Raw genomic sequence first — 12,522 nt, forward strand, 5'->3', positions numbered from 1 at the left:
TCGGCGAGGGAGCAGCCGAGCCGAGAGGATGAACGCACCCGCCCTTCAGTTCAAGCGGCATCGGTTCGACATCGAGGATGTTCGGACCATGCGTCGGATGGGTGTGCTCAGCCATTCGGCGAAAACCGAACTGGTGGACGGGGAAGTCTACGATATGCCGGGTGACGGTTCCCTTCATCGTGACTGGTCGGATGAACTCGGGCGGTGGCTGCATCGCAACCTCGATGCCGCCTACCGCATCATTCCCGCCTCGACGCTCGTTCTGTCCCCGCACAACGCACCGATGCCCGACTGGTACGTTTATCCCGCAAGCATTGGAACACGGAATGTTTCGGGTCCGGACGTTTCGCTCCTGATCGAGCAGTCGGATACGAGCCCCGCCTACGATCTCGGCGAGAAAGCTCTTCTCTATGCGCGTTTCGGCGTGCGGGATTATTGGGCCATCGATCTCAAGACGCGACGCATCGTCGTTCACCGGGAGCCCACCCAAGAGGGCTACGGCTTCGCAAAGCCTTTCCAGGCCGGGGAGGCGGTCGAAGCGATGCTGCTGCCGGGCCTGATCCTCGATACCAGCCTTTTCCGCGTCGGCTGAAGCCGGACGCCCCACAACACTCGGAACAATTCGCTCATGTCCATCCTCGTCGACAAGAACACCAAGGTCATCGTGCAGGGCCTGACCGGCAAGACCGGCACGTTCCATACCGAGCAGGCCAACGCCTATCATGCCGGGACGATGGTCGCGGGCATCCACCCCAAGAAGGGCGGCGAGAACTGGACGGGCGCCACCGGCGAAACGCTGCCGATCTTCGCCACCGTCGCTGAAGCCAAGGAGCGCACCGGCGCGACGGCTTCTGTGATCTACGTGCCGCCCGCCGGCGCGGCCGACGCCATCATAGAGGCGATCGATGCCGAGATCCCCTTCATCACCTGCATCACCGAGGGCATTCCGGTTCTCGACATGGTGCGCGTGAAGGCCAAGCTCGAAAAGTCGAAGTCGCGGCTTCTCGGGCCCAACTGCCCCGGCATCCTGACGCCGAACGAGTGCAAGATCGGCATCATGCCCGGCTCCATCTTCAAGAAGGGGAACGTCGGCATCGTGTCGCGCTCGGGAACCCTGACCTACGAGGCGGTGTTCCAGACCACGAATGAAGGCCTCGGCCAGACCACGGCGGTCGGCATCGGCGGCGACCCGGTGAAGGGCACCGAGTTCATCGACGTGTTGGAAATGTTCCTGGCCGACGACGAGACCAAGTCGATCATCATGATCGGCGAGATCGGCGGCTCGGCCGAGGAGGACGCGGCGCAGTTCCTGATCGACGAAGCCAAAAAGGGCCGAAGCAAGCCGATGGCCGGTTTCATCGCGGGCCGCACCGCGCCCAAGGGCCGCACCATGGGCCATGCCGGCGCCGTGGTATCGGGCGGCAAGGGCGACGCCGAGTCCAAGATCGCGGCGATGGAGGCGGCGGGCATCCGCGTGTCGCCCTCGCCGGCACGCCTCGGGACGACGCTGGTCGACGTCCTGAAAGGCTGAATCGAACCCGGCGGGCGTTTCTCGCCCGCCTCAATCGAACCTAAAGGGCGCGGTGACCGACAAGGCGTCGGCATCGCGGAAAACATCCGATGTCACGCGAATCCGCGAACGAATTCTTCTCCCAGACCTCCTTCCTCTACGGCGGCAACGCCGACTACATCGAGGAGCTCTACGCGGCCTACGAGAAGGACGCCGCCTCCGTTTCGGCGGACTGGGCCGAATTCTTCAAGGAACTGAAGGACGACAAGGCGATCGTCCTGAAGAACGCGGAAGGCCCGGCCTGGAAGCGCGGCAACTGGCCGCTCGCCGCCAATGGCGAACTCGTGTCCGCCCTCGACGGCAACTGGGGCGAGGCTGAAAAGAAGATCGAGGCCAAGATCAAGACCAAGGCGGCGGAAGCCGCTGCCAAGGCCGAGAGCGGGCTGGCCGGCGACGTGTCCGAGGCCACCATTCTCCAGGCGACGCGCGATTCCGTGCGCGCCCTGATGCTGATCCGCGCTTATCGCGTGCGCGGCCATCTCCATGCCAAGCTCGATCCGCTCGGCATCGCGGCCCAGCCGGACGAGGACTATAACGAGCTTTCCCCGAAGGCCTACGGCTTCGAGGACGGCGATCTCGACCGCCGCATCTTCATCGACGGCGTTCTTGGCCTCGAATTCGCAACCATCCGCCAGATGGTGGAGATCCTGGAGCGCACCTATTGCTCCACGATCGGCTGGGAATTCATGCACATCTCGAACCCGGCCGAGAAGCAGTGGATCCAGAGCCGCATCGAGGGTCACGACAAGGCCGTCGGCTTCACGCCCGAGGGTCGCCGCGCCATTCTCAACAAGCTGATCGAGGCGGAAGGCTTCGAGAAGTTCCTGGATGTGCGCTACAAGGGCACCAAGCGCTTCGGCCTCGACGGCGGCGAAGCGCTGATCCCGGCGCTGGAACAGATCATCAAGCGCGGCGGGCAGCTCGGCCTGAAGGAGATCGTTCTCGGCATGGCCCATCGCGGCCGCCTGAACGTGCTTTCCCAGGTGATGAACAAGCCGCATCGCGCCATCTTCCATGAGTTCCAGGGCGGCTCCTACAAGCCAGAGGACGTGGAAGGTTCGGGCGACGTGAAGTACCATCTGGGCGCTTCGTCGGACCGCGAGTTCGACGGCAACAGCGTTCACCTGTCGCTCACTGCCAACCCGTCGCACCTCGAAATCGTCAACCCGGTGGTGATGGGCAAGGCACGCGCCAAGCAGGACCAGCTCGCGGGGCGCAACCGCACCGAAAACGTGTCGCAGGAAGAGCGCTCGCGCGTTCTGCCACTCTTGATCCACGGCGACGCGGCCTTCGCGGGCCAAGGGGTCGTCGCGGAATGCTTCGGCCTGTCGGGCCTGCGCGGCCATCGCGTTGCCGGCACGCTGCATTTCATCATCAACAACCAGATCGGCTTCACCACGAATCCGCGCTTCTCGCGTTCCTCGCCTTATCCGTCGGATGTCGCGAAGATGGTCGAGGCGCCGATCATCCATGTCAACGGCGACGACCCGGAAGCGGTGACCTTCGCGGCCAAGATCGCCATCGAGTTCCGCATGCAGTTCCAGAAGCCGGTGGTGGTGGACATGTTCTGCTATCGCCGCTTCGGCCATAACGAGGGCGACGAGCCGGGCTTCACCCAGCCCAAGATGTACAAGGTCATCCGCTCGCACCAGACGACGCTGGAACTCTACACCAAGCGTCTCGTGGAAGAAGGCGCGGTCAGCCAGGAAGAGGTGGATGCCCGCCGCGCCGAATGGCGCAAGCATCTGGATGCCGAGCACGAGACGGGGCAGAACTACAACCCGAACAAGGCCGACTGGCTGGACGGCGCCTGGGCGGGTCTTCGCCGTGCGGCGGCCGAGGACGAGCCGCGCCGGGGCGCGACGGGTGTTCCGGTGAAGACGCTGAAGGAGATCGGCGCCAAGCTGTCGACCGCGCCGGAGGGCTTCGAAGTCCACCGCACGATCGGGCGCTTCATGGAAAATCGCGGTAAGGCGATCGAAAGCGGCGAGAACATCGACTGGGCGACCGCCGAGGCGCTCGCCTTCGGCACGCTCGTCACCGAAGGCCATCCCGTCCGACTGTCCGGCCAGGATTCCGAGCGCGGCACCTTCTCGCAGCGTCACTCGGTGCTCTACGATCAGGCCGACGAGCGGCGCTACGTGCCCTTGTCGAACCTCGCCAAGGGGCAGGCGACCTACGAGGTCATCAACTCGATGCTCTCGGAAGAAGCGGTGCTCGGCTTCGAATATGGCTATTCGCTCGCCGAGCCGAACGCCCTGACGCTCTGGGAAGCGCAGTTCGGCGACTTCGTGAACGGCGCGCAGGTGGTGATCGACCAGTTCATTTCCAGCGGCGAGGCCAAGTGGCTGCGCATGTCGGGCCTCGTGATGCTTCTGCCGCACGGCTACGAAGGGCAGGGGCCGGAGCACTCTTCGGCGCGGCTCGAACGCTTCCTCCAGGCCTGCGCGCAGGACAACATGCAGGTCGCCAACGTCACGACGCCGGCGAACTACTTCCATATCCTGCGCCGGCAGTTGAAGCGCGACTTCCGCAAGCCGCTGATCCTGATGACGCCGAAATCCCTTCTTCGTCACAAGCGCGCCGTGTCCGACCTGTCGGAAATGGCGGGTGAGACGAGCTTCCATCGCCTTCTTTGGGACGATGCGGAGATGAAGAAGGACGCGGCGATCAAGCTCGCGAAGGACAACAAGATCCGGCGCGTCGTGATGTGCACGGGCAAGGTTTATTACGACCTCTACGAGGAGCGCGAGAAGCGCGGCGTGGACGACGTTTATCTCCTGCGCCTCGAGCAGCTTTACCCGTTCCCGGCCAAAGCCCTGATCGGCGAACTTTCCCGCTTCAAGCAGGCCGAGATGGTGTGGTGCCAGGAAGAGCCCAAGAACATGGGTGCCTGGAGCTTCATCGATCCCTATCTGGAATGGGTGCTCGACCATATCGGCGCCGACAAGCGCCGCGTGCGCTATACCGGCCGCCCGGCCGCTGCTTCGCCGGCGGCCGGCACGATGTCGAAGCACGTTTCCCAGCTTCAGGCGTTTCTGGACGAGGCGCTCGGTTGAGAAGCCGGACGCCCGCCCCTTCATCCTTCCCTAGTCGAACGCTTTTCTCGAAGAGACCGATCATCCGATGAGCACCGAAATCAAAGTCCCGACGCTCGGCGAGTCCGTGACGGAGGCGACCGTCGGCCAGTGGTTCAAGAAGCCGGGCGACCGGGTGGAGCAGGACGAGACCATCGCCGAGCTCGAGACCGATAAGGTCACGGTCGAGGTGCCCGCGCCCGCCGCCGGCATCCTCGAGGACATCGCGGTGAAGGAAGGCGAGACGGTCGGCGTCGGCGGCATTTTGGGTTCGATCGGCGAGGGTTCGGGTCAGGCCGGCGGCGACACCGGCGCGAAGAAGGCGACGGAAGCCGCGAAGCCCGCAGCGGCTGCAGCCGCGCCGACGGCGACCGCCGACTACGGCTCCAGCGAGCAAGGCGCGAAGGAACAAACGCCGGAGCCGGCCAAGGCCGACGCGCAGAACAATGCGGGCGGCAACATGCCCGCCGCGCCGTCCGCGCAGAAGCTGATGGCCGAGAAGGGGCTGTCGGACGGCGATGTCGACGGTTCGGGCAAGCGCGGACAGGTGCTGAAGGGCGACGTTTTGGCGGCGATCGCCAAAGGCGCTCCGTCTTCCGCGCCCGAAAAGCCGCAGGTTCCGGCTGCCGCGCCCCGCGCAGCTTCCGCCCCGGCCGATGGCGCGCGCGAAGAGCGGGTGAAGATGACGCGCCTGCGCCTCACCATCGCCAAGCGCCTCAAGGAAGCGCAGAACACGGCCGCGATGCTGACTACCTTCAACGAGGTGGATATGTCGGCCGTGATGGCGCTTCGCAACCGCTACAAGGACGTGTTCGAGAAGAAGCACGGCGTGAAGCTCGGCTTCATGGGCTTCTTCACCAAGGCGGTGACGCACGCCCTGAAGGAGATCCCGGCGGTGAACGCCGAGATCGACGGCACCGACCTCATCTACAAGCACTTCTGCCACATCGGCATGGCGGTCGGCACCGACAAGGGCCTCGTGGTGCCGGTGGTGCGCAACGCCGACGAGATGTCGATCGCGGGCGTCGAGAAGGAACTCGGGCGCCTTGCCAAGGCGGCGCGCGACGGCTCCCTGTCGATGGCCGACATGCAGGGCGGCACCTTCACCATCACCAATGGCGGTGTCTACGGCTCCCTGATGTCGACGCCGATCCTCAACTCGCCGCAGTCCGGCATTCTCGGCATGCACAAGATCCAGGAGCGGCCGGTGGTGGTCGGCGGCAAGATCGAAATCCGCCCGATGATGTATCTGGCGCTTTCCTACGATCACCGCATCGTGGACGGCAAGGAAGCCGTGACCTTCCTCGTGCGCGTCAAGGATTCGCTGGAGGACCCGGAGCGTCTGGTTCTCGATCTCTAAAGACCGACCGGATCGGAGATCGCCGATGACCACGCCCTGGATGCTCGTGACCGGCGGATCGCGCGGGATCGGTGCGGCCGTGGCGAGGCTCGCCGCGGCGAAGGGCTGGGCGGTGGCGGTCAATTACGCATCCAATGAGCGGGCGGCGGCGGATGTCGTCGCCGCCATCGAGACGAACGGCGGCACGGCGCTGGCCGTCCGAGGGGATGTCGGCTCCGAAGCCGATGTCCTTCGCATGTTCGAAGCGGTGGACCGTCGAGGTCCGTTGAAGGCGCTGGTGAACAATGCGGGCGTCGTCGATGAGGCCAGCCGCCTGGACGCCTTCACCGCCGAGCGCCTGGACCGCATGTTCCGCGTCAACGTTCTTGGCACGATCATCTGCGCCCGCGAAGCAGTCCGGCGGATGTCCACGGTGCATGGCGGGACGGGCGGCGCGATCGTCAACGTGTCGTCGGCCGCCGCCAAGCTCGGCGCGCCGGGACTCTATGTTGATTACGCCGCCGCAAAGGGCGCGGTCGATACGTTGACGGTCGGGCTGGCGAAGGAAATCGCGGGCGAAGGCGTGCGCGTTTGCGCGGTGCGCCCCGGCATCATCGAAACCGAAATCCATGCGTCGGGCGGTCAGCCGAACCGTGTGGCGGAGCTTACCCCCAGCCTCCCCATGCGCCGCGCCGGCAGCGCGGAAGAGGTGGCGAAAGCGATCTTGTGGCTCGTGTCGGACGAGGCGAGCTATTCCACCGGCGCCATCCTCGACGTCTCGGGCGCCCGCTCGGTGCTGCCATGACCAGAGATCTACTGAAAAAGCGTTCGATCGCTGTTCTTCTACTGTCGGTTCTTGCCGTGCCTTCCCTGGCTTATGCGCAAACCGCTCCGCAGCCCGCGCCCGATCGCTCGACGGCGCCCGAACCGGACTATCTCGACGACCGCTCCAGCCCGGAAAGCGTGATCCGCTCGCTCTACAACGCGGTGGACCGCAAGGAATATGCGCGGGCCTTTTCGTATTTCCGCGACGAGCCGGACCGCCCGGATTTTGCGACATTCGCCAAGGGCTATGCGAACACGGCCAAGGTGGAGTTGAGAACCGGCAAGGGGACAAGCGAAGGCGCGGCCGGGTCGGTTTATTACACGTTGCCGGTCGCGGTCCGCTCCGTCGACACGAGCGGGGACAGAAAGACCTATATCGGCTGCTACGAGCTGCGCCTCGTCCAACCGGCGGCGCAGGTCGAGCCGCCTTTCCACCCGCTCGGCATCGTGAAGGGGCGGTTGGCGGAAACCGCCGAGTCCTTCGACGGGGCCATGGGGACCTGCCCCGAGGGCGGGCTTTGAAAGCCGAAGCTCGAAAACCCGCGAGGATACGCTTCTAGATGCTACCCATGACGACGATGCCGATCGAACTCACCCTGCTCGCCTGGTCGGTGCTGCTGCTCGTGGCCCATATCTCGCTTCAGGGCCTCACCGTCACGAAGGAGCGCGGCCGCGAATGGAACGCGAGCGCGCGCGACGGCGAGGTCAAGCCGCTCGGGCGCTATGCGGGCCGGGCCGACCGCACCCTGGCGAACTTCAAGGAAACCTATCCGGCCTTCGTCGCCGCCGTTCTCGTGGTCGTTCTGTCGGGGCGCACCGGCACATGGTCGGCGACGGGCGCATGGCTCTGGTTTCTCGCCCGCATCGTCTACGTGCCGCTCTACATGCTCGGCATTCCCTATATCCGCTCGCTCGTCTGGATCGTGTCGCTTCTCGGCATTCTCCTGATCCTTTTCCAAGCCATCTGACGCTCACCAGAGACCCTTCCCCATGTCCGACACCTCCGCCCCCTTCGATCTCGTCGTGATCGGCTCCGGCCCCGGCGGCTATGTCTGCGCCATCAAGGCCGCGCAGCTCGGCCTGAAGGTCGCCGTCGTGGAAAAGCGCAAGACCTACGGCGGCACCTGCTTGAACATCGGCTGCATCCCGTCGAAGGCGCTGCTGCACGCTTCCGAAATGTATGCCGAAGCGCGCCATTCCTTCGGCGAGCTTGGCGTCGTGGTGGAGCCCAAGCTCGATCTGCCCAAAATGCTGGCCCACAAGGACAAGACCGTTAAACAGAACGTCGACGGCATCGCCTTCCTGTTCAAGAAGAACAAGATCGAGGGCATCATCGGCACCGGCACCATCAAGGCCGCTGGCGAAGTCGAGGTGACCGGCGAGAACGGCGCGCGGACCTTGAAGACCAAGGCGATCTGCATCGCGACCGGCTCGGAAGTCGCCGGCATTCCGGGCGTCGAGGTGAAGTTCGACGGCCGGACCGTCGTTTCCTCCGACGACGCGATCAACCTCCAGAGCGTGCCGAAGCACCTCGTGGTGGTCGGCGGCGGCGTGATCGGGCTCGAACTCGGCTCCGTCTGGTCGCGCCTCGGCGCCAAGGTGACGGTGGTGGAATATCTCGACAAGGTGCTCGGGCCGATGGACGGCGACGTGTCGAGCACCTTCCAGAAGCTGATGGTCAAGCAGGGCATCGACTTCCGCTTGTCGGCGAAGGTCACGGGCATCGAGACGGCGGGCGAGGGCGCGAAGGTCACCTTCGAGCCGGTCGCCGGCGGCGCTGCCGAAACGCTCGACGCCGATGTCGTGCTTGTCGCCACGGGCCGACGCGCCTTCACCGAAGGGCTGGGCCTGGAAAATGTCGGCGTGGAGCGCGACAAGGCGGGCCGGGTCGAGATCGACGCCCATTACAAGACCACTGTGGACGGCATCTACGCCATCGGCGACGTGGTGAAGGGGCCGATGCTGGCCCACAAGGCCGAGGACGAGGGCGTGGCGCTCGCCGAAATCCTCGCCGGCCAGAAGGGCCACGTGAACTACGGCGTGATCCCGTCGGTGGTCTATACCTCGCCGGAAGTCGCCTCGCTCGGCGCGACGGAAGAGGAACTGAAAAAGGCCGGCACCGCCTACAAGGCGGGCAAGTTCTCCTTCACCGCCAATGGCCGCGCCCGCGCCATGCTTCACACGGACGGCTTCGTGAAGTTCCTGGCCGATGCCGAAACGGATCGCGTGCTCGGCTGCCACATCATCGGCTTCGGTGCCGGCGACATGATCGCGGAAGTCGCGGTTCTGATGGAGTTCGGCGGCTCGTCGGAAGACCTCGCCCGCACCTGCCACGCCCATCCGACCCTGTCCGAAGCCGTGCGCGAAGCCGCTTTCGCCACCTTCGCCAAGCCGATCCATTCCTGATCGGCTTCCGCATCATGCAAAAGGCCCGGCACTCCTGCGAGTGCCGGGCCTTTTTCTTGGGAAGGCGGCTGTCAGCCCTGCCGGTCGACGGGCGGCGGGGGCGGGTTGCCCGAATCCGCCGTGGTGACCGGGGCCTGAGGTTTGGCATCGGCTGAGACATGGCCGGCGCAATCGGCGAAAGCGGGGGCAGAAGCCGCCACCAGAAGCCCGAAGGCGAGTGTTGCTGCAAGCGTTCTCGTCATGCCGTTCACTCCGTTTCCGATGGAAGACGGCCAAGCTGCGCTTCATTCCCGATCACCGCAACCGGTGCGCCATCACGATCGAGTGCGCGCCGCCCGTTTCAATCGCCGCGCGTCACCCGGTAGCCTTGCGCCCGCAACAGTTCCACCAGCCCATCCTCGCCCGGCAGATGCAGCGCGCCGACGGCCACGAACACGCCGCCCTTGGCGAGATGGGGTTTCAGGCCCTCGGCCATGCCATGGTTGCGATCGGCGACGATGCGCTTTTCGAACGCGTCATAGCCGACACGCGCGGCTTCCGGCATCTCGTCGAGCCCACCCGCGATATTGCTGAGCGGCGTGATCGCAGCGATCCGGCCTTCGAGATAGAACTCGGTCATCGTCTCGAAGAGATCGGGAATCTCCGTTTCGAGTTTCAGGACGGAAACGAGATTGGCGGTCTGCAACTCCATCGGCATGGAGGCCATGGCGCGCAACTGATCGAGCGCGCTTTCGAGCCCGACGAGTTCCTTGCCCGCCTCTTGCGCTTTTCTGGCGATATCGATGTCGAGCGGTTCGCTTCCGGCCGCGATCCGGCTCGCCTCGCAGGCGGGCAGCATCAGGCCCATGGCGGTGAACCAGGGCTGAAGCGTGCGGATCGACGCCAAGGGCATGCCCCGCGCATCGAGAAGCCCTTCCAGCTCGCGCTTCTCGTCCGGCTGCAGATAATCCTCCAGACCCTTGCCGGCGGGAAGCGTCAGGAGTTCGGGATGGGCGAAAACCAGAAGATCGGCACCCTTGCCATCGAGAACGTCGAGCGTTTCCACCACCACCGTGCGCGCTTCGCGCTCGGCCGCCTGAACGGATGCGGGACGCGCGAGGATGCGCGGATCGGTGAGATGCATCGTACCGAATAGGAAGGACGGCGGGAGCCCCTCCCGTTCCACCCGCCAGAAGCGCCCCGTTCCGTTCGGGGTCTTGGCGGCTTCCGTCTCGATGCGGGCGAGATCGCCATTCGCTTCGAGCTTCGGGACGAGGCTTTCACCGGTCTGGCAGGTAGGCGTGGCAGGCGTGGTTTGGGCAAGGGCGCTGCCGGCAAAAGCGAGCGCTGCCCAGAAGGCGCTGCCGGCAAGGCATCGGGTCCATCGTCGCGGCCGCATCTTCCTGCCCTTTCCAGTGCTCTTTTCGCCGGCGGTTCTAGCGCGGGAGCGAGCGGGAAGCGAGATGTCAGGCACGGCGGGCGCGGGGATGGGCGTCCTCGTAGATCGACAGAAGCCTCGCCGAATCCACCGCCGTATAGCCTTGCGTGGTGGAAAGGCTGGCATGGCCGAGAAGGTCCTGGATGGCGCGCAGATCCCCTCCGGCGGCGAGAAGATGCGTCGCAAAGGAATGGCGCAACGCGTGCGGGGTCGCGGAAGGGGGCAGGCCCAGCGCGCCGCGCAGGCGAGCCATTTCGCGCTGGATGATCTGGGGCCGCAACGGCCCGCCCCGCGCGCCCCGAAAGAGCGTTTCCTCCGACCCCAGCGCGAAGGGGCAAAGGCGGCGATAATCCGCGACCGCCGCATGGACAGCCGGCAGAAGCGGCACGAGCCGCGTTTTGCCACCTTTGCCGAGGATCGGCATCGTGCGCGCGCCCTTGTCGATCAGTGCGTCGCCGGACAGGCCGAGGGCTTCCGAAATGCGCAGGCCACAGCCGTAGAGAAGGGTCAGGACGGCGACGTTCCGCGCCGCGATCCAGGGCTCGAAGGCGAGCGCGCCGGCTTCTTCCGCAACGCTCAGCGCATCCGGCACGCTCAAGGGCCGGGGCAGCGAGCGGCCTTGGCGGGGCGCGCGCATCGCCCGTGGGCCCGCCGAGGAGGCAAGCCCCCGCCGCTCCAGATGGCGCACGAAGGAGCGGATGCCCGACAAGGAACGGCCGAGCGATTTGGCCTCCAGCCCGTCGCGGCGACGGTTGGCGAGAAAGGCGCGCAGATCCAGCGTCTTCAAGTCTCCGAGATCGGCAAGCTCGGCCGGGCGTCCATGATAGCCGGTGAGAAAGGACAGGAACTGCCGAACGTCGCGTTCATAGGCGGCAAGCGTGTGGGGGCTGGCGCGCCGTTCTTCCTCGAGGCCGCGCAGCCAAGCGGTTTTTTCGGCGAGAAGGCCGGCGGATGCGACCACGAGAAAGGCTTCGGCCATGATGGAGGCTTTCGCGAAAAACGTCGAGGGAACGGTTCTTGTGGCAGGCGACGCTGGCGCGAAGCGGATGCCCTCCGAGCGCTGGACGACGGGGCTCGGCTTCTTAAGTCCCGCAGCATCGGCAACGCGGTGACGCCCGCAACAATCAGGAACCTCCCATGAAGAGACATGCAACGGCCGTTTGGCAAGGCGCGCTCGGCGACGGCAAAGGCCAGATCACCACCCAGTCCGGCGCCCTTTCGCAACATCCCTATTCCTTCAAGGCGCGCTTCGAGGACGAGAGCGGCAAGTCCGGCACCAATCCGGAAGAGCTTCTGGGCGCTGCCCATGCCGGCTGCTTCGCCATGCAGCTTTCGCACTTCCTGGCCGAGAACGGCACCCCGGCGCAGGAGCTGAACGCCCGCGCGGTGGTGTCCGTGGAGCAGGCCGAAGGCGGGTTCGCGGTGAAGTCGAGCGCCATCACGCTGGAAGGCAAGGTTGCCGGCATCGACGACGCGACGTTCCAGGAGCTGGCGACCAAGGCCAAAGAAGGCTGCCCGATCTCCAAGGCCCTCGGCGCGATCGAAGTGACGCTGGACGCGAAGCTCGCTTAAGGCAAGATTTCCACGGGTTCCGTATCTTCGGGACATCCGTTCGACCCCATCGTTCTGGTGACCCGGTTCAAGAGCATGACGGGTTGACGATAGGGAAAAACGTTTGGAAGCAACGACTTCCCAAGCAGCAGGAAAAATCGCGTGGTTGCGATTTTTCCTGACGAAGGCCTGTTGACTTCATTCGGGTGGGTGGCCTATATCACGGTCATCGACGGACGGGGCGTCGCCGGCGGGTTGTATGCTCGTCTCTGGGAACTGGTTTTGGCTAGTTTCTGGTATGGCGTTCCGGTTTGTTTTTTCGGGTTTGGCGGTTTTG

12 protein-coding genes are annotated in these 12,522 nt (G+C 65.3%); 9 read left to right on the forward strand and 3 right to left on the reverse strand.

The window, feature by feature from the left end; all coding sequences use genetic code 11:
- The first annotated feature begins 28 nt into the window (after positions 1-28).
- From F9929_RS10510 to lpdA, 8 genes are all read left to right on the forward strand, one after another.
- The gene (locus F9929_RS10510) at positions 29-592 is read left to right on the forward strand and encodes a Uma2 family endonuclease (protein ID WP_152046507.1); all 564 of its coding nucleotides are present in this window, start codon (positions 29-31) and stop codon (positions 590-592) included.
- Between the two features lie 36 nt (positions 593-628).
- Positions 629-1,531, forward strand: coding sequence for a succinate--CoA ligase subunit alpha (gene sucD / locus F9929_RS10515; RefSeq protein WP_152046508.1), 903 nt, complete (start codon positions 629-631; stop codon positions 1,529-1,531).
- A gap of 89 nt (positions 1,532-1,620) precedes the next feature.
- Positions 1,621-4,629, forward strand: coding sequence for a 2-oxoglutarate dehydrogenase E1 component (locus tag F9929_RS10520; RefSeq protein ID WP_152046509.1), 3,009 nt, complete (start codon positions 1,621-1,623; stop codon positions 4,627-4,629).
- A 67-nt stretch (positions 4,630-4,696) separates the two neighbouring features.
- On the forward strand, positions 4,697-6,007 hold the full coding sequence (odhB, locus tag F9929_RS10525; RefSeq protein ID WP_152046510.1) for a 2-oxoglutarate dehydrogenase complex dihydrolipoyllysine-residue succinyltransferase: 1,311 nt from the start codon (positions 4,697-4,699) through the stop codon (positions 6,005-6,007).
- Positions 6,008-6,032: 25 nt separating this feature from the next.
- Positions 6,033-6,791, forward strand: a complete 759-nt coding sequence (locus F9929_RS10530; RefSeq protein ID WP_152046511.1) for an SDR family oxidoreductase — start codon at positions 6,033-6,035, stop codon at positions 6,789-6,791.
- Entirely contained in the window at positions 6,788-7,333 is a 546-nt protein-coding gene (locus tag F9929_RS10535; protein ID WP_152046512.1) for a hypothetical protein, read from the forward strand. Before F9929_RS10530 ends, F9929_RS10535 begins: the two co-directional genes overlap by 4 nt.
- A gap of 38 nt (positions 7,334-7,371) precedes the next feature.
- A complete protein-coding gene (locus F9929_RS10540; RefSeq protein ID WP_152046513.1) occupies positions 7,372-7,779 on the forward strand; it encodes an MAPEG family protein in 408 nt (135 codons plus the stop codon).
- A gap of 22 nt (positions 7,780-7,801) precedes the next feature.
- Positions 7,802-9,217, forward strand: a complete 1,416-nt coding sequence (gene lpdA, locus F9929_RS10545; protein WP_152046514.1) for a dihydrolipoyl dehydrogenase — start codon at positions 7,802-7,804, stop codon at positions 9,215-9,217.
- A gap of 71 nt (positions 9,218-9,288) precedes the next feature.
- Here the strand turns inward: lpdA and F9929_RS23980 are convergent, their stop codons facing one another.
- The 3 genes from F9929_RS23980 to F9929_RS10555 form a co-directional block, all read right to left on the reverse strand.
- Positions 9,289-9,459 carry a hypothetical protein gene (locus F9929_RS23980; protein WP_193227696.1) on the reverse strand — a complete coding sequence of 57 codons (171 nt, stop codon included), beginning with the start codon at positions 9,457-9,459 and terminating at the stop codon, positions 9,289-9,291.
- Between the two features lie 98 nt (positions 9,460-9,557).
- Positions 9,558-10,595 (reverse strand): TraB/GumN family protein, encoded by a 1,038-nt coding sequence (locus F9929_RS10550; RefSeq protein ID WP_152046515.1) that lies wholly within the window; start codon positions 10,593-10,595, stop codon positions 9,558-9,560.
- Between the two features lie 67 nt (positions 10,596-10,662).
- Positions 10,663-11,613, reverse strand: coding sequence for a tyrosine recombinase XerC (locus tag F9929_RS10555; protein ID WP_152046516.1), 951 nt, complete (start codon positions 11,611-11,613; stop codon positions 10,663-10,665).
- 158 nt (positions 11,614-11,771) lie between these two features.
- Between F9929_RS10555 and F9929_RS10560 the strand changes: the two genes are divergently transcribed.
- Complete coding sequence (locus F9929_RS10560) at positions 11,772-12,206, forward strand: OsmC family protein (protein ID WP_152046517.1); 435 nt, start codon at positions 11,772-11,774, stop codon at positions 12,204-12,206.
- Positions 12,207-12,522 lie beyond the last annotated feature (316 nt).

The sequence above is a fragment of the Aureimonas psammosilenae genome (assembly GCF_009176975.1).
Lineage (GTDB): Bacteria > Pseudomonadota > Alphaproteobacteria > Rhizobiales > Rhizobiaceae > Plantimonas > Plantimonas psammosilenae.